Raw genomic sequence first — 22,521 nt, forward strand, 5'->3', positions numbered from 1 at the left:
CCGGTTGCGGCCCTGGCAGTCGTTGATTTCGCTCGCTGTAAAAACCTTGCGCAGGTACCGGTCTCCGAACGCCGCCAGCGAGTCCTGGACATCCTCGATGGCCACGACATCGCATCCGACGCGGACGCGGTGCCCGTCAACCTCGCCCGGCAAGGTGATCATGCACTCGCCGTAATCGTTGCCGTACCAAGGGAATCCACCGATGCGACTTTGCCCAGTGGCGCAGCTTGATCACAGCATCGTTGCAGCCGCACGCTGTACGGTGTCGCGGCCAGGAGATGAAAGAAGTTGTCCGAGGGTATCCAGCCCGGCGCGTCGATAGACACATAGCGAAGTGCCACATCAGATGAGATCTCGAGAGTCCAGTAGGTTTCGTCACTGGGGTAGGCCAACGCGCGGATACCGGAGTTAGCTTGACCCGGGCGCGGATTAACGATCAGAGCGTCGCGAATCATGTACGGCGATCCGACGAACTCGACAACGGCTTCGATGCCGTCGGCCGTGGGCTTACCGAATCTAAATGAGTTCGACAGGTAGCAATTGGTCTCCGGCCAGATCCGCTCGCCCGCATGGCTGAAATGTGATTGGTATTCCCTGGGGCTGGCAGAGATGTGCAGGGCCGGCTCCGGCAGGCCCACTGCTACCGCACGTGGCATCACGCAGACGACTTGGCTAGGCCTTCGACTACCTGCTCGATGTTGCGTACGGAAGCGAAGGTGGACTTCTTGAGCACCTCATCGGGGAACTCGATGTCGAATGCATCCTCAAGCGCAAGCATGACATCGACCGACGCGTGCGACGTCAGGCCGAGCTCGTAGAGGTCGGCTTGACTGTCCACCTCGCGTGGATCGACCGCCATACGGCCATGAGCAGCAAGGACGTCACGAATCCGGTCCTGTATCACGCTTCCCCTCACGTCTAACCTATTAAGCCTCACGTCTAACCTATTAACCAGTGTTGGATCCAGCAACCGCTGCTCTCCCGGCCGAATCAGCGGCCATGGCCTCGGCCGTCGGGAACAGCTCCACCGGCGAGCGAGAATAGCGAGCGTGCAGCACCTGCGAGAAGGCGTGACGGACCACGGCGTGCTCGGTGCGGTGCTGGACCACGCCGATCGAGCCCCGGATCGGCCCGCTGTCAAGGACCTGGATCGCGCGTTGACCCGGGACGAGTTGCGCGCCGCAGCTGGGAGAGTGGCCGCTGGCTTGCTTCAGAAAGGTGTCGAGCCCGGGGATCGGGTTGCCCTGCTGATCGGCAATTCTGTGGACTTCGTGGTGGCGGCACTGGGCTGTCTGTGGGCGGGGGTCACGTTCGTTCCGCTGGCGATCACCGATCCAGATCTCCGCCGTGCGCAGATCGTGGCTGACTGCCGGCCCGCACAGGTGATCACCGCAGGCTCGGACCAAACGGCGCCATCGGGCCTTCCCGTCGGCACGGCGTGGACCTCGCTTTCGGCGCTGAGCGTCGCAGATGAGCGCACGCCACCACCCGTAACGGGCCCGATCTCCTACATCATTTACACGTCGGGGACGACCGGTATCCCCAAGGGGGTGCAGATTTCCCCGGAGGCCTTTTTCACCGCAGTCGAAGCATGCGCCGACGCCGTGGGACTCACCGCGGACGACCGGGCCCTAGCCGTTTCGCCCGTGCACTTTGACGGATCCTTCTCTGCCATCTTTCCTCCGCTGGTGCGCGGCGCCCCCCTCGTCATCCCCGACCGGGAAGCCCTGCTGTTCCCACGCAGGTTCTTCTCGATTGTCGACAGCGAGGGGATCACGGCGACCAGCTTCTCTCCCAGCTACCTCCGGTTGCTCCGGGCCAGCGGCCGTCTGGCGCGGTTGGCTGACACCCCGCTGAGAGTGATGGCCCTGGGCGGCGAAGCGCCGTCCACGGCCGACATCAGGGCGGTGTGGGCCGCCAGTCCGGGACTGCGGGTGGTGAACCGGTACGGCCCGACCGAGACGACCATCGCCGTCGCCCATCTGGAACTGACACCCGAGTTGCTCGACGCGGGGCTGGTACCGATCGGTCATCCTCATCCCGGGAGCTCGTTCCACCTCGTTGATGAGCACGGAAGCTTGGTGGATCGTCCTGGAGTGGTCGGCGAGCTGTACATCGGCGGACCGCAGCTCATGGCCGGATATCTGAACGACCCGGCGCAGAGCGCAGCTGTGCTGCGGACGGACGTCGTCGAAGGAACCACCCTCTACCGCACTGGTGATCTCGTCTTCCGTGACGACCGGGGCAACTACGTATACGCGGGCCGTTCGGACCGCGTCATCAAGCGACATGGTGTGAGGATGTCGCTGGTCGAGGTGACCGAGGCGCTCGGTGGCACTGACGGGGTTGCATCCGCGGCGTGTACGACCTTCGACCTGGAGGGCGATCTGGGGGTTGTCGCATTCGTGGTGCCGGACGGCGAGCTGACCCCTCTCGCCGTCCGCCAGGCCGCCAGCGAACGGCTTCCGGAAACGATGCTGCCCGATCAATTCGTCTTAGTGGCCAACTTGCCCTTGACGTCTTCCAGCAAGGTCGACGAGCGACGGCTGCTGAAGGAGGCTGGCTTGTCTCCGCCGAACGAAGGGGCCTGAGCCGTCAGTGTCGTTGCAACTCAGTTATCTGGAGATCGACTCGCTGTGCCGAGTCCTTCCACGAGAACCTGCTTGACCATCAACCCGGCCGACATACTGGACAACATGTACATTCCCGCCCATTTCGCCGCCGACGAGCAGGCCGTCGACGACCTGCTCACTCACCACGGTGCCGCTGACCTGATCACTGTGACACCGGAGGGCGTTGTCGCTACCATGCTGCCGTTCGTCTATGACCCGGGCATGAGGACCCTTCGTGGTCATCTCGCCCGCAACAATGACCAGTGGCGACGCCCGGTGGTTGGCGAGGCTCTGGTCATCGTGCGGGGACCAGATGCGTACATTTCCCCGGCCTGGTATCCGAGCAAGGCCGAGCACGGACGTGTGGTGCCCACATGGAACTACGTCACTGCGCACGTCTACGGGCGACTCTCAGTGCACGATGACCCGGTCTGGGTCGAACAGAATGTGCGTGATCTAACCGGACGCCATGAGGCTGGGCGATCGCAACCATGGTCCGTCGACGACGCGCCGCGACAGTTCATCGAGGGTCAACTACGCGCCATAGTGGGAGTGGAATTGCTGATCACCCGCATCGAGGCCAGTTTCAAGCTCAGCCAGAATCGATCCGCCGCTGACGTCGATGGCGTGATCTCAGGATTAATCACCAACGGACACGAAGACGCTGCCCAAGCGGTGCAGCGAGCGCGAACGGCATGAGACCGATTTCGCTTCTTAATGATGGCCCGTACGCAACTCCCCAACCTCGCGTTGCTGTGAAAGGAACCGCGCGTTGACATAAACAGCCATTTGGCCAGGAATGGTATCGGAGCGCGGTGCCTAGGCTACGATCGCTCGGGTGCAAGCGAGGGCAACTGGCGCGACGTCGGGGGGACATTACGAGCAGCTGGTCCGGCGCCAGCGTGCCGAATTGCAAGATGCGTATATGAAGGGCGTGCGCCGGCTGCGTTGGGACGCAGGGCGTCTCGCCGCAGAACGCGAACGGCGTCTTCGGGAGCTGCTGCTGTATGCCGCCGATCGTTCGCCGTTCTGGCGGGAACGACTGGCGGGCCACGATCTGGCCAATTTCACCGAGTCCGACCTCCCCTCGCTGCCGATCCTGACCAGGGCCCAGATGACGGCGGAGTTCGACCGGATTCTCACGGTCCCCGGGTTAACACGTGCCCGAGTCAAAGAACACGTCGATTCGTTGAACGGAGACCGGTACATCGACGACGAGTACCGGGCAATCGTCACGTCTGGATATACCGGAACCGAGGCATACCACGTCTACGGCTGGGATGCGTTCGTCACCTTCGTCGTGCAGGGCTCCCGGTGGACCGGGCGACGCGGCGAGGACCCGGCGGCGGTGTTGGCGCAGTGCTTCAGTTGCAGCGCCAGGCATGAATCGGGGGCGTTTTACGCCTTTAGCAGCTTCGAAGGCGGGGGGCCGACATCGCACTGCTTCGATGCCACACTCCCCCTGGACGTGATTGTCGACCGTCTCAATAACGTCCGTCCTTCCGTGCAGGCTCTCCAAGGGTGGCCGAGCCTCATCCGGGAGCTGGCGTTAGAAGCGATGCAAGGGCGACTCACCATCAAACCGACCTGGGTCAGCGTTGCCGGAGAACTCTGCACCCCGCCCGTACGAGAGGCAGTTCGGTCCGCATGGGGGATCGAGGCTTCGGAGTTCTGGGGCTGCTCAGAAGGGACCTACGCGTTCCCATGCGGTGTTGGAGAAGGCATGCACATCGCCGACGATCTGGTGATTCTCGAGCCGGCGGATGCCGATGGCAACGTCGTGCCATACGGGCAGCCTGCGGATCGGATGCTGTTGACCAACCTGTACAACTTGGCGCAGCCGCTGATCCGCTACGACCTCGTCGACGCGGTGACGATGTCCGACGAGCCGTGCCCGTGCGGTTGTGCTCATCGCCGGATCACATCGGTCAACGGTCGGATCAACGGAGCCTTCGAATACGAAAACGGTGCAGCGGTGCCCCGCGCGGACTTCGAGCAGACCGTCGTTGCCACCCCCGGCGTCGCCAACTTCTTCATTGGCAAGACGCAAGGTGGTGTCGACGTGTCCCTAGTGACCGACGGTTCGTGCGACCTCGAGCATCTGCGGACGGAGCTGATCGACGTGCTCCGCCGGCACGGCGGGCCCGAGTCGAACGTCAGTGTGCAAGAGGTCGATTCGATAGAGCGACTGTCGAGGGGAAAGTCGAAGCAGTTCGACACCAGGGTGATCTAGCGAGGTGCCCGCGGGGACGTCCACCGACTGGGCGTGGTGCCCCGGGGGCGGTGAGTGGAGATGGGGCATCCGTCGACGTGATTCGCCGTGTGCTCGCAGAGCACGCTCGTTTAGCGGTGGATCCGAATAACGTTGCCGGTACAGACGATCCATCACCTGCCGGGAATGGTTCGTGGTGGGCGAAGAAGCGCATGATGACGGGATCGCCGAGGAGGGTGTTCTCCATACGACGGCGTTCGACCGCGAGGTCGGCGATACGGATGATCAGCGCGTCGCGCGCCCGAGTACACAAAGCCCGAATGCGCCGCTGGAACTATGCACCACTCCGGCACGATCACAGGCGGCAAAGCGCCGAAATTTTCGTTCCGTTATGAAACAGTTTGGCGAGGTGCGTCAGGCCGTGGCGGAACGCAAGCCGAAGCGCTGGCGAAGAAACGCGGCAAGGCGCAGCGGGATTGCAATAAGGCTCAACAGGGCGAACGGCACATATTCGGCGGCGTAGAGCCAATACTGTGTCTTCTGGTTGAGTGCGCCCGGCACAAAATCCGCGCCGAAGGCGATCAGTGCGCCCGGCACAAAATCCGCGCCGAAGGCGATCAGAATGTAAGTCGTGCCCAGGAAGAGCAGTGGCCGCCACCGACGTCCCAGATGGCGCATTCCGATTCCGAAGGACACCAGCGCCAGCAGATCGGTGAAGAACAGTGCGACCAGGAAGAACAACAACACGCCGCCCTGCAGCGGAATCTGGCCGATGGCGACGCCCAGCCAGACGACCAATCCGATATGGACCTGAAGCGCGGTGGCGAAGGCCAGGCCCAAGGCTCGCGCCCGGCGCGCCAGACCGTCAAAGACTGAGCCGAACAGGATGGCCATCGCGCCGCCGACATAGGAAAGCCAGAAAAAAAGGAACGACCAGCGCGCCGTGTAGCGCACCGCCTGCCCGATGCCAACGGGACCGGTGCCGTAATCGGCCAGGACGGCCCCGGCAAGCGCGAGCGCGCCGCCCAACGCGCCGATCATCCAAACCCATGCCGGATCATGCTTGCGCGTCATCGCGCGTCCGCCCCGGCGTTGCTGCCGTTAATGGTGAACGTTGGATCGCCGTTCCCGCCGGTTCCGCCGGCGCCGCCGTTGCCCCCAAGCATCCCGGCCGTGGCCTTGGCCAGGGCCTGGTCAATGTCGTCGATGATGTCGTCGATGTGCTCGATCCCGATGGACAGGCGGATCGTCTCCGGCCGGATACCGGCCTTCACCAGCTCCTCGTCGGACAGCTGGCGGTGGGTGGTGGAGGCCGGATGGATGGCCAGGGTCTTGGCGTCCCCTAGATTGAGCAGCCGCTTGACGAGCTGGAGCGCATCGAAGAAGGCCAGTCCCGCCTCGTAGCCCCCTTCGGCCCCGAAGGTGACGATGGACGGCACGCGTCCGTGGAGGTAGCGCTCGACCAGGTGGTGGTAGGGATGGTCGGGGAAGCCGGCGAAGCTCACCCAGGCCACCCGGGGGTCGGCGGCCAGGTAGTCGGCCACGGCCCGGGCGTTGGCCTCGTGGCGCTCGAGCCGCACGGCCATCGTCTCGAGGCCCTGGAGGAGCAGGAAGGCGTTGAAGGGGGAGAGGGTGGCGCCGCTGTTGCGCAACTGGGTGGAGCGGGCCCGCACGGTGAAGGGCCGCTCGGGGAAGTCGCGGGCGAAGACGACGCCGTGGAAGGCGGGCTCGGGCTGGTTGAACATGGGGAAGCGGTCGGGATGGTCGGCCCACGGGAACCGGCCGCCGTCCACGATGGCCCCACCGAGGGTGGTGCCGTGGCCGCCCACGAACTTGGTCAGCGAGTGAACGACCACATCGGCCCCGTGCTCGAAGGGCTTGAGCACGAGCGGCGTGGCCACCGTGTTGTCCGCGATCAGGGGCACGCCGGCCGCATGGGCCACGGCGGCTACGGCCTCGAGGTCCACGATATTGCCGGCCGGGTTGCCGATGGTTTCGCAGAAGACGGCGCGGGTGTTCTCGTCGATGAGGGGGGCGATCGACTCGGCTCGGTCGTCGACGGCGAAGCGGGCCTCGATGCCCAGCGTGGGCAGCACGTGGGCGAAGTAGGTGAAGGTGGCCCCGTAGAGCTGGGGGGCCACCACGAAGTTCGAGCCGGCACTGGCCACCGTCAGGATGGCGTAGCTGACGGCGGCCATGCCCGAAGCCACCACCAGGGCCGCCGTCCCCCCTTCGAGGGCGCAGATGCGCTGCTCGAGGACGTCGAGGGTCGGGTTGTTGAGCCGGTTGTAGTGGAAGCCGGGCGTCTCCAGGTCGAGCACGGCACCGGCGTGGGCGGCGTTGATGAAGTCGTGGGCCACCGTCTGGTAGATGGGCACGGCCACGGCCCGCGTCCCGTCGGATGTGTAGCCACCGTGGATGGCGATGGTCTCGTCGTGCATGGCCTCAGGCCCTCCTCTTCGGGATGATGCCCAACAGGTTGGCGTACAGACGCAGGGCCGCGCCCCGCCACGGCCAGGGGGCGCGCGCGCCGACCTCGTCGAAGGGGAAGGCGGCCACCAGGGCCGGGTCCCGCTCGCCGCCCACCACCCGCTCGTGCAGCCGGCGGAGCCCATCCCAGTCCGGGCCGGCCACGCAGTCTCGGGGGAGGCAGGGCAGTTCGTCGCACTCGTGGCCGGCGTAGCGCCGCACGTCCCGGACGTACTCGCGCACGAGGCTCGAGGGATCGTACTCGGGATGGCCCTGGACCAGCACGACCTCGGACCGGCCCACCGTCTTCGTGACCACGCTCCACCCCACCTCCTCCGACTGCAGGGCCACCGCGTAGCCGGCGGCGGCCACCGCCTCAACGGGCACGGTGTTGAGGCGCGAGTGGGGCAGGACGACCGGACCGTCGAACCCGGCGGCCAGAGGGTGGGTCGGGTCGGCCTCCTGGGCGAAGACGCCCGTGCACTTGACCGGCAGGGTTTTCCGTTCGACGCCGTCGAAGACGGCCAGGGCGGCGTGGGCCGACAGGCAGGACAACACCATAGCCGGCACGTTCTCGCTCCCCCACCGCAGCAGGCCGGACAGGTCGGACCAGTAGGGCTCGTCCTCGATGCGGGACTCGATCGGGTTGGAGCCGGTCACCACCAGCAGGTCGGGGGGGTCCGAGATGATGTCCTCGAGGGGACGGTACCCGGCGGCGATACGGGCCCGGATGCGCTCGCCCCGGGGCACCCCGGCCATGGTGTGGCGGGTCAGGACGACCGTCTCACACCCGGACCCGGCGTCCAGAAGGCCCACGAACTGGCGCTCGGTGGCGCCGAAGGCGGCGTCGGGCATGTTGTTGACCAGGGCGCACCTCCACCGCACCGGTCCCTCGGCCCCGTCCGGCGCCGCCCCGTGGTCGAGGGTCCCGGCCAGTCCGAGGCCCAACGTCATCTCAATACCTCAGGTCGGTGTAGGTGACCGTGACTTCTTGGCGGAGGAGCCGGTAGGCAGCCTGCAACTGCTCCTCATCGTCGGTCGAGCCGACCACAGCCACGATGTGGTTGTAGGAGCCGTCCCGCCAGTCGAGGGCGGCCCCGGGGCGCTGGTGGACGCTCACCGTGTCTACCGCGGCGTGGTCGCTGAAGTCGTTGATGCCCTCGATGGCCGTCACGGTGGCCGAGAGGGTCGGCGGCTGAAGGAAGAAGCGGTAGCCGATGCGGTCGGTGGCCACGGGCCCGTCGACGGACACCGGCTCGCCCAGGGCCACCCGCAGGGTGAGGTCGAGCAGGCTGACGCCGGCGGCCCGCTCCAGCATCTCGGGCACACCGCCGCCCATCCGTCCGTTGACCTCGATGATGCGGGGCCCGTCGGGTGTGAACTTGACTTCGGTGTGCAGGCACCCGGTGCGTACCCCGAGGGCGTCGATGGCCCGGGTGGCCAGGTCCAGGACGGCCGAGCGGCTCCCGGCGTCGAGGGCGGCGGGGATGAAGAACCCGGTCTCACGGAAGTTTTCGGCCGGCGGGAAGCGGCCGGTCAGGGCCAGGTGGCTGATGGCGCCGTCGGCCACCACGCTCTCGACCGACACGTACCCGGCGTAGGGGTCGCCGGCCCGGGCCGGATCGTCGGCCAGGTAACCCTCAAGGACCATGTCGGGGCGGCCAGGGCCGAGGGTGTCGAGCAGCTTCTTGAGCTCGGCACCGTCGCGGACCAGGAAGGTGTAGCGGCTGCCCTGGGCTGAGCGGGGCTTGAGGACAGCGGGCCACCCCACCTCGGCCTCGACGGCCGAGAGCTCGGGCTCGGACTGGTCGGGGCGGACGAGGTGGCAGGGGGGCATGTCGAGGCCAGCGTCGGCCAGGGCCCGGCGCTGGTGGGCCTTGTCGGTGAGGGCGGCGGCGGTCGCCGGGCTGTGGAAGGGGAGGCCCAGCCCCTCGGCCACACGGGCCAGTTCGAGCATGCCGGCGTCGAGGTAGGTAGTCATGCCGGCGGGCTCCCAGTCGGCCAGGGTCTTGACCGCATGCTCGGTGCTCATGCCCTCGAGGTCGACAACGGGGCCGAACCGGTTAAGGAATTCGGCCATCTCGCCCATCCCCGGCACGGCCGTGTCGATCATCCACAGCAGGTCGCAGAAGCCGGCGGCCGCTTCGACCAGCTGCATCGCGGGAACGCAACACGGCTCGTAGCCCACCGCCACCAACGGCCGCGCCCGTTCGGTCGTGGAATCCATCATGTGCTCAGCCGTTGACGGCCTCGACGCAGTCCCGGGCGTCATAGACGGCCCGGAGGCGGGGGCGGGGCGAGGGGATGACGGCCTCGACGCAGTCCTGGGCGTCGTAGACGGCCCGGAGGCGGCTGCGAGGCGAGGGCAAGTAGTGGGTGAAGTAGCGCACCCCCTCGGTGAGCACGCCCAGCACGGAGAGGTTGGGCTGGAGCCGGCCCTCGGTGTCGTAGGGGTGGAAGTCCTCATTGATGGCCACGCTGCCCACGGGCGTGTCACCGTAGCTGAGCTGGGTCAGCCTTCCCTTGGCGTAGAGGCGCTTGAGCAGGGGCGAGGTCGACCGGGCCAGCGAGGGCATGTCGAGATGGCCCCGCACCACCCCGTCGACCATCACGGCCGTCGGCTCGTCGAGGGCCGTGGAGCTCAGGCGGACGCCGTCGGGGCAGGCGGCCAGCTCCGGGCTCGGTCCGAGCGTGATGCGCACCACTCCGGCGTCGAGCAGCGCCAGCAGCTGCTGGGAGCGCAGAGGTGGCACGCCCGCCTCCAGCCGGTTGATGCGGCTCCGGACGTTGGACTGGAAGTCGACGTAGGAGTCGAGGGAGAGACCACCGAACTCGATGACCGAACGCAGCTGGTCCCGGAGGATGCGCAGCACCTCTTGAGCCGCCTTGACCGGGCTCCCCCCGGGTCGCAGGGCCTCGGTGAGATCGGCCTCGATCATGTCGTAGACCTGGCCCTGGTAGTCGGCGGCCGACGTGTAGTGGCGGTCTGCCCCGGCGAAGAGGTGGGTGGCCGGGTCGAAGCGCCCGTAGCGCGGCTCGAGACTGTCGACGGCCTTCTCGTAGTGCCCGTTGACCCAGCCTTGGCGGAGGACGTTGCGGACCTCGGTCGACTTGTCGTCGCCCCCGGCCAGCGAGGCGGCGTGTATGTAGTAGCGCGCCTGCATCTCGGCGAAGATGAGCGGGAGAAGCTCGGCCCGGAAGTCCACGTGCCGCCGCACCGGCGACCCGCCCGGATTGGTGAGCGCCGCGAACTCCTCGGGGGTGCACACCACCGGCTGGTAGGTGCCGTAGGGATCGACGCCGGTGGCCGACTTGGCGCAGTACGGCGCGCCCGAGCGCGAGTAGAGGGTGATGCTCGGCTCCCGGCCCGAGGGCACGTACCGCAAGCGGTCAGCCCGGTCGCACCGGTCCTCGAAGGTCCCGCCTCGTCCGATGGTGAGGGCGGTGAGGACGTCGAAGCAGACCAGGCCCATGCCGGCCACGGCCACCGAGGATCCGGCCGGAGCGCTCTGGTCGAGGCACTCGATGGGGTAGGCCCGGTGGAAGTGCACGCCCCCGCCGGCCCCGGGCTCGTCGTTCCAGGTGTGCCCCGACGTCAGCACCACGTGGTCGACGGTGAGGGTGGTGCCGTTGTCGAGCAGCACCGCCTCGCGCCCCTGGAGGGCCGGCGAGATGTCGACTGCCGCCGCGTAGTGCCGGACGATGTCGAGGTTGGGCGGGGCGAAGGCCACCAGCGTGTCGTAGAACCAGTCCAGGTACTCGCCCATCAACCGCCGGGGCAGGTAGTCGGTGGGCAGGATGGGGTCACCCCCGGCGCCGATGCGGCACTCGTAACCCACCCAGCGGTAGCCGCGGACCACCGCCCACTGGTGCAGGCCCACGGCGTAGGGGGGAAGGGCGTCCCCGTCGGGGGCGGCGTAGAGGGAGAGCTGACCGCAGGCGTTGTTGAGGATCAGGAAGTCGGGCTGCTCGGCGGAGTAAACCCCGCCTCCGAGCTGAGCAGGCTCGACCACGTGCACCCGCACCGGCGTCCCTACCCGCCGGGCCCGGCTCACCGTCCGCTCCAAGACGCACAGACCCCACGAGCCGAGCCCCACGATGGCCATCTCGATCATCGGACGCGTCCCATACACGCCACCTCAGATCGGCGGCCGCTCGCCGATCTCTGCTTTCGAGCCCGTTTAGACCGGCTTTCCTCGATCGCGGCCGCGGTGAGTCGGCGGACCGCGTGTACCAGTTCGTCGACATCGTGGGTCGTGGTGGCAAAGGAGGTGACGAAACGGACGACACCTGGCTCCCAACGGCCGTGGTAAAAGCCGTAACCCTGGTCCAGAAGTCCGTCGATGACCTGCTGAGGCAGGCGGCAGAAGAGGATGTTCGCCTCTGGCGTGCCCGCAAGGCGAGTGCCGGGAATGGACTTCAGCCCCTCTTCGAGCCGCGCGGTCATGGCATTGGCGTGCGAGGCATTGCGCAGCCACAGATCGTCGGCGAGGTAGGCGTCGAGTTGAGCGGCGGCGAAACGCATCTTGGCGGCGAGTTGCCCGGCTCGCTTAGCCCGGAAGCTGAGCTCGGTGGTCACGGAGCGGTCGAAGACGACGATTGCATCGGCGGTTATGCCCCCGTTCTTGATGGCGCCAAAGGACAGCATGTCCACGCCAGCGCGCCAGGTTAGCTCGGCGGGGTTGCAGCCCAATGCGGCGATGGCGTTGGCGAGGCGGGCGCCATCCATGTGAACGCGCAGGCCCGCGTGCTTCGCAATGCCGGCCAGGTGTCCGATCTCGGCGGGGGTGTATACCGCGCCGGTCTCGGTTGCCTGGGTGAGGCTCAACACGGAGGGTTGCACGCTGTGCACGTCTCCGACCTTGCGGTGCACTGCGGCCTGCAGCTCGTCGGCGTCGATCTTGGCGTTTTCCCCATCCAAAGCAATGAGTTTGGCACCCCCTGTGAAGAACTCCGGTGCGCCGCACTCGTCGTTGTTGATATGGCTGTCGCGGTGGCATAACACGCTGCCCCACGGTGGGGTCAGCGCGGCCAAGCTCAATGCGTTCGCCGCCGAGCCGGTGGAAACGGGGAGCAGATCGACGTCGCAATCAAAGATCTCGCTGAAGCGGCGTCGTGCGCTCAAAGTCCAACTGTCGGTGCCATAGGGCGGTGCCTGCCCGGAGGCTGCCGCTGCAACAGCTGCGATGATCTCGGGTGCACCACTGGCGGTGTTGTCGCTGCTGAAGGAGCGACTTTCCACATGCGCGACTACCTCCATCGGGACAGCGCTCATGTGCCGTCACCTTCTCCGAGCGTCAAAGGCAGCCTGACGCTCCTGCAGCAACCGTCCCACCGTTGCGGGCACACGTTTTCAGGCACCTGAATGGCTCCGTCCCGTTTCCCGGCGACCACTGCAGACCCAACGCCACGCAGGTCTCCACGCATGAGTAGTGCGGGCCCATCCCGCCGAACACGAAGACCGGGGTGCTGGCGTCGACCACCGCCCAGTCCTAAACCCGGCCAACGAAGCTTGCGGCCTGACATTTGCGACCTCCCCCTTGGGCAAAGCGCTGTTGTCGTATGTTCTACACCTCTTCTGTCCCAAAATCTAAGAAATCCATAGGTTTCTCTTCGGGAAAAGTCAGCCACTGCTTGCGACGCCCACAGGCCGACACCCCGGCTCCGCGCCGAGACGCTATGGGTCGTCGTCGTCTTCGTCGTCGCGGGCGAGCAGTTTTCGGAGTGGTGGAAGGTGTTGGTTCGGGGCAGGCAGCGGCGTTGGCCTACCGGCACGCACGGTCCTGCAGCAATACCGTCAGTGAAGATTTCAGCCATCGTGGAACCGTCACCTCCCGTATACCTCGGGGACCAGGGTTCAGCTATAGTTCCGGCGTACGCACGAGTAGTGCACTGCCTGTTTTTCTGCCCAGCATTCGCCCCTGACCGCCTCTTATGCGCGGGAGCCTATGGTCCTTTGAGCTGGTGTCAGCAGATTTGAGACAAGTAGAGTAGGGGGGGCGCGTACGTCGAGTATCGGGACGCGCGCACATGGGTTAATAGCCAGTCTGTTCACGGGCTGGTTTTGCCATGAATCGATGGTTTTCAGCGCCGGGCCGCTGCAGATTTCCTCGGCACCGAGGTACAGACACCCAAGTCTGTCGAAGCTTTCGCGGGTTCTCTCAGTGGCGAACAAGTGCCTACCGAAATGTAGCCAGCTGGCGCGGCATTGCGTTCTTGCAAGTGCGTTTTCGCCTCAGGACTTCTACCTCGGGCGCGTGTGACCCCGCCAGTCTCGAGGTAATCATGAGATTCGTTGCTCAACGCCCCTGTCGCGAGTGCCGACGTCGTCTTATGTCCCGGTACGCTCCAGACCTAGTAGGTGGATGAGCTGGTCGCGGTTGTTAATGCCGAGTTTGGCGAAGACGCGGTAGAGGTGTCCCCCCACCGTTCGCACCGAGACAACCAGCCGATCTGCGATCTGACGGTCGGATAAACCGGCCGCGACCAACATCGCAATCTCGCGCTCACGGCCGCTGAACGACAGTGGGCGGGCCGCAGATTCCACCGCCGGTGTTCGAAGTCCGCACTGGCTGGCCAGCCAATATGCTCGCGTCGACGACTTGACTTCCTTGCCGCGGTGGCCTTTGCGGGCGTGTTCGTCGGCCGCCTGCGCCGCCGCGTCGGCGGCAAATGCCAGTGCCCCCAGATCGGCGAACCGATCCACCGCGGCGTTGAGCAGGTCGCCATCCTGGCGAGCCAGGCCGCGAGCTTGGGTAGCGATCGCCTCCGCCAGCGGAGTGTTCAGCGTCCGGGCGAGTTCCTCCAGCCTGGCGGCGCACGACTGATCGCCGAATCGGACAGCGGTATGCAGAGCGCGCATCTCAACCGCGTACATGCCGGATTGTCGCGCGATCCGCGCGGCGCGCACCGCATGCATCCGGGCGGCCGTCGTCTGGCCCACGGATGCCCGCTCCCAGGCCCGGGCCAGCTCAAGTTCCGGCAAGAACACCGCCACCTGCGGTCCGTAGGCTTTCTCCGCACTGCGCAGGGCGGCAGCGGCGGCCTCACCCTCTCCCCGCGCGCCCTCGGCCTGCGCGCACCAGGCCGCCACCAGCATCACCCCTGTGGGAAAACCGTGCGACATCACCGATAACGAGTCGCGAAACGCGGCACAGGCCGACGGCAGCGCACCCCGGGCAAGCTGCACCAGGCCGCTTATCGCGTGCACGAAGGCGTCTGCCTCGGGACCCACCGTGATCGTCGGACCATAGCGTTCCCAGACCCGCTCGGCTGCCGCAAAATCACCGGCGACCGTCGCCGCCATGGCCTCAGCAATCCCGATGAGGAACCGCTGCGGTCCCATCTGGCCGAGCACAGCTGCCCCGCCCGCGTTCGCTATCTGGTGAACTTCGCCAAGCCGGCCGACGAGCGCCAACGCCCAGGAGGTCGACGTCACCGCCCACGTCATCGTCAACGGTTGTTGATCGGATGCGCACAGGGGCAGCCCGAGCTCGATCGCCGTCGAGACGTCACCGGAGAAGCACGCCAACGCCCCCTCCATGGCCCTGACGAGACCGGCCACCTCCTGGCAGTCAACGCGATCTCGCATATCGGTCAGTAGCAGCCGTGCCCGCTCAACCTGCCCGCAACCAAAGAACAGATTCGCGGCCCGCAGACAACCCCACCGCACGGTCAGCCACTCATCGGCACCATCGAGGTCGACGCCGGCAAGCACCGCCTCGGCCTCGTCGCGTCGCCCCTGCCACCTCAGCGCCTCAGCCAGCACGAGCGCTGCCGGCAGGCCACCACCATGATCGAACGCGAATCGGGCCAGCTCCTCGCCGAGAGCGACGTTCGACATGGCCACCGCGCTCGCCGCCGCCTCGATGATCACGTCGAGATCCGGCGCCAGGTCGCTGCGCATCATCAACTGGGCCAGCAGTATCCGGGTGCGCACGTCAGGCACCCTCGAGCGCTGCTCTTGTGTCTGCATCTTCTTCCGAAGATGTTGTGCCAGCATGCCGTTAAGCTGCCGCGAGCGCACCACCCCAGCGCGTTTCAGTGCCACTTCACCCACGATGGGGTGAGCCAACCGAGCCACCGTGTGTGATTCGTCGACAACCAGTTGGATAGTTCCGTCGCGCTCCAGATGGGCCAACGCGTCAGCATCGCAAAGCCCACGCAGGGTCTCCCAGTCCAGCACCTCCGCAGCGGCCAACACCTCCACCGCCTCCAGTTCCTCGGCGGCCAGGGATTGCAGGCGAACCTCAAGAAGATCGCAGAGTTCGCGGTCTGCGTGCAGCGCACCGCGAAGCCGCCAGCCGTGTTTCGAGCGCACCAGCACCCCGCTCCCCCGACCCGCACTCAGCAAACCGCGCAGCATCAGCGGATTGCCCGCCGTCCGGCCATGTAACTCGTTGATAAGCCGGGTCTCGACGGCGTCGCCGAGCACGGTGTGAGCGAGCTCCTCGGTCTGCTGCCGGGTGAACGCATTTATGCGCAGGCGAAGCAGCAGTCGCTCTTTCCACAGAGCTGTCACCGCATCGGGCACGGCGCTGGGCGAACGGATTGTCACGATCAGTCGTGTACTGCCACCGGTCGCAAGTTGGTACACCAACGTCGCCGACAAGGGGTCGAGCAAGTGGGCGTCATCGACGACGACCAGGGTCCTTTCCTGCTCCATGGTTTTTTGCGCGGCGGCCAGCATCACGGCAGGCTCACGTACCACATGCAGGGTCGTTAGCCAGTAGAACGCGCCCAATGGCACCGCCTTGCTGGTTTCGGTGCCCAGCACAAACTGCACGGTAAGCCCGCGCGACTTGACAGTATCGGCGAGGGCGCGAGCCAGTGTCGATTTGCCGATCCCGCTGTCGCCCACCAACAAGACGCCCTGGAACTCGGAAGCGTCGTCGAGTGAGGCTAACGCTTGACGGACCTCGTCATCGCGGCCCACCAACGGCCACGCCGACCCACTCCCCGTTTCCATCGGACATCGAACCTCCCCGACCACGCCTTTTCGCAGAAGCTACCGCGACTCCGCCCCGGTTCGCAGCCAGATGTTAAAAATTTGCTGTAAAAAAAATTAAAAATTTTAATCAGACGCTAATTTAATACGGGTTCCTTGCAGGCTATCGGCTGTGTACGCCACATTCCGGGACTCGTGGGACCCCTCGGGTGTGCGTCAGATTTGTAGGTGGCGGTTGTTGATCTTGATTTAGGCGTGGTCAGGCGGTGGCGGTCTGGTTGTGCGGACGTGTTCAGATGTGCTGCCAGCGGTAACTCCTGTGACCGGGGCGTCGCGCACGACGGTGACCGCCGCGGTGGCGGAACTGGCGGCCGGGGGAGGCGAGGATTCGGCCACAGGGCGGGTGCGCTGGCTGCGGGAGCGGGGTCCCGACAACTGTTGGGCGGCCCACTTGGCAAGGTGCGGGCGCTCTATCTTGGAGTTGTGGCGCGGATCCACCGGCAGCCTGCGCTTGAAGAGGATGGCATGGATCTTGTTCGCCACTTCGGAATCTGCAGCCCGCGCGAGCAGTTCCTTGTGTAAGCCGGCGAGCTCGTTCTTGCCAACGTCGGGCTCGACCTCGACGCAGAGGACGGGCAGCTCGCCCGCCGGTGTGGGCACTCCCACTAGTCCACTTCGCCTCACCTTGGGGTGAGCGTCGAAGAGCGGCTCGACTTGCAGCGGGAATACGTTCCCGCTAACCGCCTTCACCCGCTGCGACACCCGACCGCAGACCCAGAGCTTGCCCTGCGCGTCGAGGTAGCCGGCATCCCCAAAGCGGTGCCAGTCCCCTTGTGGGTCGGGCACCTTGTTCTTGCGCGTGCTCTCGGGGTCGAGGTAGTACCCCGGGCTCACGTGCTTGCCCCGCACCAGGATTTCGCCGACTTGCCCCTTGGGCAGCTCCGATGTTTCCTCGATGGAGTCGATGGAACCGTCCACGATGTCGATGATCTTCAATGTGACGCCCGGCAGGGCGTAACCCACACAGATGCCGGCACCCTGCTCGGTCATGTTCCACAAGCCTTGAAGGTGCTCGCGACTGCCCATCTCGGTCGACGGCATGGCCTCGGTGGCTCCGTAGTTCGCCGCTAATTCCCCGTCGGGAGCCATGACCGCGCTCAGCATTCTTTCGACCGGACCAGAGATCGGCGCCCCGGCGCCGATGACTCGTTTCAGTGAGGGCATCGTCAGGTTGCGCGCAAGCGCTTCCCGCGCCAGGTTCTCGATCAGGATCGGCGCGGCGAAAAATGACCCGACCTTGCAGTCGTTGATGACCTGGATCATGGCGGCCGAATTCACGTTGGCCGGGCCTTGCCGGGCGAAGTCGATGGGCGGCACCACCATTGTGCCGCCGGCACTGATGGGGATGAAGAGGAACGCGGGGAAGACGGCCATATCCACCGGGACCTCGTTGTCCGGATCCCAGCGCCAGCTATGGTGCGCGTTGCGGAACACCTGACAGAAGTTGCGATGCGGGTAGAGCGAGGGTTTCGCCGGCCCGGTGCTGCCGGTGGTGTAGAGAATGGTGCAGGGATCGTCCGGCCCGACTTTTGGCGGCTCCGGCTCGGCGGGCGCTTGTTTTCGCAGCGACCTGATCGATCGCGCGCCCGGGAAGGGTGGAAACCCGGTGACAGTGCGGGCTCCCGGCAAGAGTGGATATCCGGTAAGAACAAGCTTCCGGAGGGCACGAGGACCCCATCCGAATGTGACCCTTCCGATGTGCGCGAGCGCGATGCCTAGGAACGCCTCCGGCTTCACGCGTCTAAGCCGCTCCGCCATGTTGAGATAGCCGACCGAGGGGTCGATCCAGATGGAGAAGGCGCCCACCCGCGTGAGGGCCACGCCCATGACGCAGGCCTCGTAGCTGGGAGGCGACATGAAGACGATGCGGGTCATCTCAGCAATGCCCATCTCGCGCAGCCCCACGGCGACCGACTCGGCGTCGGCCGAAAGCTCAGCGTATGTGTGGCGCTTGTAGCGGCGCGTGCCGTAGCCCTCCCAGCCGTCCAGGTCGATGACCGCGATGCGCTCAGGGTCCTCGCGCGATACCCGCAACACGATGTCGGCGAGGTTGAAGATGTCGTCGGGGAAAGGCTCCATCTCAGGCCTGCGTCCCCGCGCCAGCCTGCAGGAACCCATCGATGATTGAGGCGACCTCATCCGGCCGCTCCAGCATCAGCAGGTGGCCGCAATCGGGTAGCCGTTCCTGGCGTGCGGGGTGGAGGGTCGAATTCAGGCGACGTCCCGCCTTGGGCGAGACGATCTTGTTCTTCAGCCCCCAGATGGTGCAGATGGGAGGGAACCCCTGCTGCGGCGCGAGGTTGTCTATGACCGAGTAATTCTCCAGGTCGTCGAGCACCCCGAGCAGCGACTCCACCTGGCCGGTGGCCGCGTAACAGCCGCAGAGTTCGGGGTTGCGATGGAGCTTGAGGGCACGGCCGCGCGGCCCCAGCTGGAACAGGGTGGCGACTGAGCCGATGCCGTTGGTGAGCTTCAGTTGCCCGAGCAACCGGTACACCTGTCGATTGATTCCGGGCATCCGCTCCCGCATCCACAGGAACGGTCCCAACCAGCCACCCAGGAAGGTCGACTCGGTGAGCGGGTTGCAGAGCACCAGGGCCTTCACCTTGTCCTGATGGCGGTCGGTGAACGCGAGGGAGATGGCGCATCCCATGCAGTTGCCCACAACCGCGACCTTCTCCAATCCTCGTGAGCTGACGAACTCCTCCAGCATCGCTACGTAGTTGCCCAAGGTGTACCCCGCGCCGGGCTTGGCCGAGTTGCCGAACCCCAGCAGGTCAAGGGCGAAGATCTCGTACTTGCCAGCCAGTCTGTTCGCTACTTCCTCCCAGATGGCATGCGACGAGCCACCGTTGTGGAGCATGATCACCGGCTCACCCTGCCCGGTGTGCTCATACGTGATCGGCAATCCCCGGAAGTCGAAGCTCTCCAACGCAATCCGCCCTCGCACCTCTGGTCATTACAATACCGCCGCGCTGTACAGTACCCCGATGCCGACGGCGGCGACCAGCCACTTAGCTTCGGCACTGTGGCCTTCCACCCGGCCGACACCGTTTCTCGATGCAATCACGGCACCTAGCCCGCGGGTAGGGACCGAAGTCCCATACCCGAAAGCCATTCGTCGGTGGTGAGGCATAACCGCATGATGCCCGGCACCGCAGTCGATCCGCGGCCCGCGGTGTCCGGAGTCGGCCGTGTCCAGATGTGCTCGAAGCGGTGGCTGGCTGGTTCGCATCGGAGGGTGAGGATGCCGGTGGCGCCGGGGATGTTCCAGCGCATGCCGAACAGTTTGAGTCGTTGACCAACGACGGCTTTGCAGCCGGTTTCGACGGTGCCGGAGCCGATGAACATGCCGTGTTCGCGGAAGTAGGCGTAGCCCATCCGGTGGGCGTTGGTTTTGAAGTAGGCCAACGCTTTCGCGGTGTCGCCGTCCAAGGGCAGTCGGGTGGTTTCGGTGACTAGGGCTTCGATGTCGCCGGCGTCGAGGTCGGCCAGCCGGGGTGATCCGGCTGCGCGCACACGCAATTCGGTTTCCCGCGGCGGCGGTAGTTCTCGCTGATCGAGCCGCGCCGGAAATCCCCGGTCGCGGCCAGCGGCTCATACGGCGTAACTGTCAACCATCAGCCGAAACACTGTCAGGCATCACCCGAAGACAAAATGTCACGCATTAGGCGAGGTAATACATGACCTGCGCGCGCCCGAAGGGATTCGAACCCCCAACCTTCTGATCCGTAGTCAGATGCTCTATCCGTTGAGCTACGGGCGCATTGTTCAGTTTTCTAGCTATATAGCTGGCGGAGGCGAGAGGATTTGAACCTCCGGTCCCCGGTAAGAGGACAACTCATTAGCAGTGAGTCCCATTCGGCCGCTCTGGCACGCCTCCTTGGATTTCCTGAGGGTACCGGACTCCGCCAGGCGACGATGCGGGCCGGGCAGTGGCCCGCGAGGAGCCTGGCCATCGAGTTCAGCCCGGGCTTCCGGAACCGCCGCGGAGCACAGCGTACACAGGCCGGACATATGCTGTCGAAATGACCGCTCGCCTGCGCCCCGAGTTGGCTGAGCTGCCGGCTTATGTCGAGGGCAAGACGGTTGCAGGTGCGATAAAGCTGGCCAGCAACGAGACGGTACACGGACCGCTGCCCAGTGTGCGGGCGGCCATCGACCAGGCCATCGGCACGGTCAACCGCTATCCGGACAACCACAACGCGGAGCTGAAGTCGCGGCTGGCGCAACACTTGAACGCCGACGTCGGCGCAAGCTTCGCCCCCGAGCACATCGCCGTCGGCGGTGGTTCGGTGAATCTGTGCCAACGGCTCATCCAGGCCACTGCGTCCGTGGGTGACGAGGTGCTCTACGGCTGGCGCAGCTTTGAGATGTACCCGCTGCAGGTGCGGGTCGCCGGCGCCGTCCCGGTTCAGGTTCCGCTGCGGGACGAAACGTTCGACCTTTACGCCATACTTGCGGCGGTCACCGACCGCACCCAGCTGATCTTCGTGTGCAACCCGAACAACCCGACCTCCACGGTCGTCGACCCGCAGGCGCTGGCCTCGTTCATCGAGGCGGTGCCGTCGCACATCCTGATCGCGATCGACGAGGCATATGTCGAGTACATCCGCGATGGCATGCTGCCCGACAGCTTGGGGCTGGTCCGGTCGTATAGCAATGTCGTTGTGCTGCGAACGTTTTCGAAGGCATACGGGCTGGCTGGTCTGCGGGTCGGCTACGCGGTCGGCGATCCGCAGGTGATCACCGCGCTGAACAAGGTGTCGGTTCCGTTCACCACGACCAACGTTTCGCAGGCCGCCGCGATCGCCTCGCTGGAGGCCGCCGACGAACTGCTCGCCCGCACCGACGCGGTGGTCGCCGAACGCACCCGTGTTAGCGACACGCTGCGCGGCGCCGGGTTCACCGTGCCACCGTCGCAGGCGAATTTCGTCTGGCTGCCGCTGACGATGCGCACACTGGACTTCGTGGAGCAGGCCGCCGTTGCACGCATCGTGGTCCGCCCGTACGGCACCGACGGCGTCCGGGTCACGATTGGCGCCCCGGAGGAAAACGACGCCCTGTTGCAATTCGCGCAGGGCTGGATCTAGAGGGAGCAGTTATGAGTGACGCGCTGGCCCGCAAGAAGTTCACCGAATTCAAGGAGCGCACCGGCGCCCTCAGCGACGCCGAACTCGACGACTACTGGGCGAGTCTGCAGCCGGCCACCATCGACGGCATGCTCGGCGAGTGGAAGGGCGGCGAGTTCGTCACCGGCCACCGCATGAACGGTCGACTCGAGAAGTCCCGCTGGTTCGGCAAGACGTTCAACTCACCGACGGAAGTGCAGCCGCTGGTATGCCTCGACGAGAACGGCAACCGGTTCTCCAACGTCAAGATGGGCAAGGGCGAAGCCAGCATATGGCTGGAGGAGTTTCGCGGTGAAGTCACCGCCACGATGGTTTACGACGGTCAACCTGTCCACGATCACTTCAAGACGATCGACGACAACGCGGTGATGGGCATCATGAACGGCAAGGGCGTCGTCGACGACGGCCGGTACTTCTACTTCTACCTCGAACGGGTCTAGCGCCGCGGGTCGCGGCCGGTGAACGCGATCAGCTGATCGAGAGCCCCGGAATCGTCGGCTACGGCGACCGGATCGGCGAAGCCCGCTGTGGCCCGCGCGTCCGGCGTAATCACTTTCTTAGCTAGCCCCAGCGTGTAATCGGCCAACGACTCGGCGATGTTCAGCGGGTGGCCGGTCGCCTGCGCGTAATCCCAGCCGTGCACCAGAAATTCGAGCGTCAGGACGCTGGCGCCGAACGTGGCGGGTAGCTCGTCGGAGGCGAAGGTCACCGTGCCGTCCAAGCCTCGGCGGTGCCACGCGTCCAGCGCGGGCCGAGCCGCGCCGACAACCTGCCGCTCCACCGAGTCGTCGGTATCACGCTCCGGCAGGTCTGCATCTACCAGGCCACCGATCAGCCGGATGGAGTTCAGCAGGTGATCAGTCAACTGCGCGACGTCGTATTCCGTGCACGGGGTGGGTCTGGACAACTCGTCATGCGCGATCGGATGTAGGACATGTTGCAGGACAGCCAGCGCGGCTTCGGCGCTGGCCAGTTCGTCGGTAGGGGGTGCGTCGGGTCCGGGCCGCAGGTCAGAAGACATAACGTCCACGGTACGGTCTGCCCATGGGCCAGCCATACGAATCCGTCATCGTCGAAACCAAAGACCAC

At 65.7% G+C, this 22,521-nt stretch carries 19 protein-coding genes and 2 tRNA genes; 5 read left to right on the forward strand and 16 right to left on the reverse strand.

Translation table 11 applies throughout. From position 1 onward, the window contains the following. Positions 1–158 precede the first annotated feature (158 nt). Positions 159–638 (reverse strand): hypothetical protein, encoded by a 480-nt coding sequence (locus VEI45_RS03195; RefSeq protein WP_324850065.1) that lies wholly within the window; start codon positions 636–638, stop codon positions 159–161. 17 nt (positions 639–655) lie between these two features. Further along, positions 656–904 (reverse strand): acyl carrier protein, encoded by a 249-nt coding sequence (locus VEI45_RS03200; RefSeq protein WP_324850098.1) that lies wholly within the window; start codon positions 902–904, stop codon positions 656–658. Between the two features lie 145 nt (positions 905–1,049). On the opposite strand from VEI45_RS03200, the gene VEI45_RS03205 reads away from it, so the two are divergent. The 3 genes from VEI45_RS03205 to VEI45_RS03215 all read left to right on the forward strand — a co-directional run bounded on the left by VEI45_RS03205 (position 1,050) and on the right by VEI45_RS03215 (position 4,845). Next, positions 1,050–2,591, forward strand: coding sequence for an amino acid adenylation domain-containing protein (locus tag VEI45_RS03205; RefSeq protein ID WP_324850067.1), 1,542 nt, complete (start codon positions 1,050–1,052; stop codon positions 2,589–2,591). Between the two features lie 72 nt (positions 2,592–2,663). Beyond that, a complete protein-coding gene (locus tag VEI45_RS03210) occupies positions 2,664–3,311 on the forward strand; it encodes an FMN-binding negative transcriptional regulator (RefSeq protein ID WP_324850069.1) in 648 nt (215 codons plus the stop codon). 139 nt (positions 3,312–3,450) lie between these two features. Next, positions 3,451–4,845 carry a hypothetical protein gene (locus tag VEI45_RS03215; protein WP_324850071.1) on the forward strand — a complete coding sequence of 465 codons (1,395 nt, stop codon included), beginning with the start codon at positions 3,451–3,453 and terminating at the stop codon, positions 4,843–4,845. 393 nt (positions 4,846–5,238) lie between these two features. Here VEI45_RS03215 and VEI45_RS03220 read toward each other — a convergent pair whose 3' ends face one another. From VEI45_RS03220 to VEI45_RS03275, 13 genes are all read right to left on the reverse strand, one after another. Then, the gene (locus VEI45_RS03220; protein WP_324850073.1) at positions 5,239–5,898 is read right to left on the reverse strand and encodes a hypothetical protein; all 660 of its coding nucleotides are present in this window, start codon (positions 5,896–5,898) and stop codon (positions 5,239–5,241) included. Next, a complete protein-coding gene (locus VEI45_RS03225) occupies positions 5,895–7,265 on the reverse strand; it encodes an O-acetylhomoserine aminocarboxypropyltransferase/cysteine synthase family protein (protein ID WP_324850074.1) in 1,371 nt (456 codons plus the stop codon). Before VEI45_RS03225 ends, VEI45_RS03220 begins: the two co-directional genes overlap by 4 nt. Positions 7,266–7,269: 4 nt before the next feature. Beyond that, positions 7,270–8,247, reverse strand: a complete 978-nt coding sequence (locus VEI45_RS03230) for a homoserine O-acetyltransferase/O-succinyltransferase family protein (RefSeq protein WP_324850076.1) — start codon at positions 8,245–8,247, stop codon at positions 7,270–7,272. A 1-nt stretch (position 8,248) separates the two neighbouring features. Then, positions 8,249–9,520, reverse strand: coding sequence for a hypothetical protein (locus tag VEI45_RS03235; RefSeq protein WP_324850078.1), 1,272 nt, complete (start codon positions 9,518–9,520; stop codon positions 8,249–8,251). Between the two features lie 7 nt (positions 9,521–9,527). Beyond that, positions 9,528–11,408, reverse strand: coding sequence for an FAD/NAD(P)-binding protein (locus tag VEI45_RS03240; protein ID WP_324850080.1), 1,881 nt, complete (start codon positions 11,406–11,408; stop codon positions 9,528–9,530). Further along, on the reverse strand, positions 11,405–12,568 hold the full coding sequence (locus tag VEI45_RS03245) for a low specificity L-threonine aldolase (protein ID WP_324850082.1): 1,164 nt from the start codon (positions 12,566–12,568) through the stop codon (positions 11,405–11,407). The genes VEI45_RS03240 and VEI45_RS03245 overlap by 4 nt, the downstream gene beginning before the upstream one ends. A 1,056-nt stretch (positions 12,569–13,624) precedes the next feature. Further along, positions 13,625–16,261, reverse strand: a complete 2,637-nt coding sequence (locus VEI45_RS03250) for a helix-turn-helix transcriptional regulator (RefSeq protein WP_324850084.1) — start codon at positions 16,259–16,261, stop codon at positions 13,625–13,627. A gap of 228 nt (positions 16,262–16,489) precedes the next feature. Next, positions 16,490–18,379, reverse strand: coding sequence for a fatty acid CoA ligase family protein (locus VEI45_RS03255; RefSeq protein ID WP_324850086.1), 1,890 nt, complete (start codon positions 18,377–18,379; stop codon positions 16,490–16,492). Between the two features lies 1 nt (position 18,380). After that, positions 18,381–19,232 carry an alpha/beta hydrolase gene (locus VEI45_RS03260; RefSeq protein ID WP_324850088.1) on the reverse strand — a complete coding sequence of 284 codons (852 nt, stop codon included), beginning with the start codon at positions 19,230–19,232 and terminating at the stop codon, positions 18,381–18,383. 143 nt (positions 19,233–19,375) lie between these two features. Further along, positions 19,376–19,819 (reverse strand): hypothetical protein, encoded by a 444-nt coding sequence (locus VEI45_RS03265; RefSeq protein WP_324850090.1) that lies wholly within the window; start codon positions 19,817–19,819, stop codon positions 19,376–19,378. Further along, on the reverse strand, positions 19,759–19,917 hold the full coding sequence (locus tag VEI45_RS26410) for a DUF6788 family protein (protein ID WP_414687391.1): 159 nt from the start codon (positions 19,915–19,917) through the stop codon (positions 19,759–19,761). Before VEI45_RS26410 ends, VEI45_RS03265 begins: the two co-directional genes overlap by 61 nt. 76 nt (positions 19,918–19,993) lie before the next feature. Continuing rightward, a tRNA-Arg gene (locus VEI45_RS03270) sits at positions 19,994–20,066 on the reverse strand. Between the two features lie 26 nt (positions 20,067–20,092). Continuing rightward, a tRNA-Ser gene (locus VEI45_RS03275) sits at positions 20,093–20,183 on the reverse strand. Positions 20,184–20,328: 145 nt separating this feature from the next. On the opposite strand from VEI45_RS03275, the gene hisC reads away from it, so the two are divergent. Continuing rightward, on the forward strand, positions 20,329–21,393 hold the full coding sequence (gene hisC, locus VEI45_RS03280) for a histidinol-phosphate transaminase (RefSeq protein WP_324850092.1): 1,065 nt from the start codon (positions 20,329–20,331) through the stop codon (positions 21,391–21,393). Between the two features lie 11 nt (positions 21,394–21,404). Continuing rightward, a complete protein-coding gene (locus VEI45_RS03285) occupies positions 21,405–21,872 on the forward strand; it encodes a DUF4334 domain-containing protein (protein WP_324850094.1) in 468 nt (155 codons plus the stop codon). Here the strand turns inward: VEI45_RS03285 and VEI45_RS03290 are convergent. Next, positions 21,869–22,453 carry a TIGR03086 family metal-binding protein gene (locus VEI45_RS03290; RefSeq protein ID WP_324850096.1) on the reverse strand — a complete coding sequence of 195 codons (585 nt, stop codon included), beginning with the start codon at positions 22,451–22,453 and terminating at the stop codon, positions 21,869–21,871. The two genes, VEI45_RS03285 and VEI45_RS03290, sit on opposite strands and share 4 nt — an antisense overlap. Positions 22,454–22,521: the final 68 nt, after the last annotated feature.

The organism is Mycobacterium sp. (assembly GCF_035623875.1).
Classification (GTDB): domain Bacteria; phylum Actinomycetota; class Actinomycetes; order Mycobacteriales; family Mycobacteriaceae; genus Mycobacterium.

Bases quoted from the DNA above. Each gene is read 5' to 3' on its own strand.
- VEI45_RS03225 (WP_324850074.1), bottom strand. From the start codon at position 7,265: ATGCACGACGAGACCATCGCCATCCACGGTGGCTACACATCCGACGGG.
- VEI45_RS03290 (WP_324850096.1), bottom strand. From the start codon at position 22,453: ATGTCTTCTGACCTGCGGCCCGGACCCGACGCACCCCCTACCGACGAA.
- hisC (WP_324850092.1), top strand. From the start codon at position 20,329: ATGACCGCTCGCCTGCGCCCCGAGTTGGCTGAGCTGCCGGCTTATGTC.
- VEI45_RS03255 (WP_324850086.1), bottom strand. From the start codon at position 18,379: ATGGAGCCTTTCCCCGACGACATCTTCAACCTCGCCGACATCGTGTTG.
- VEI45_RS03245 (WP_324850082.1), bottom strand. From the start codon at position 12,568: ATGAGCGCTGTCCCGATGGAGGTAGTCGCGCATGTGGAAAGTCGCTCC.
- VEI45_RS03285 (WP_324850094.1), top strand. From the start codon at position 21,405: ATGAGTGACGCGCTGGCCCGCAAGAAGTTCACCGAATTCAAGGAGCGC.
- VEI45_RS03230 (WP_324850076.1), bottom strand. From the start codon at position 8,247: ATGACGTTGGGCCTCGGACTGGCCGGGACCCTCGACCACGGGGCGGCG.
- VEI45_RS03220 (WP_324850073.1), bottom strand. From the start codon at position 5,898: ATGACGCGCAAGCATGATCCGGCATGGGTTTGGATGATCGGCGCGTTG.
- VEI45_RS03250 (WP_324850084.1), bottom strand. From the start codon at position 16,261: ATGGAAACGGGGAGTGGGTCGGCGTGGCCGTTGGTGGGCCGCGATGAC.
- VEI45_RS03240 (WP_324850080.1), bottom strand. From the start codon at position 11,408: ATGATCGAGATGGCCATCGTGGGGCTCGGCTCGTGGGGTCTGTGCGTC.
- VEI45_RS03235 (WP_324850078.1), bottom strand. From the start codon at position 9,520: ATGGATTCCACGACCGAACGGGCGCGGCCGTTGGTGGCGGTGGGCTAC.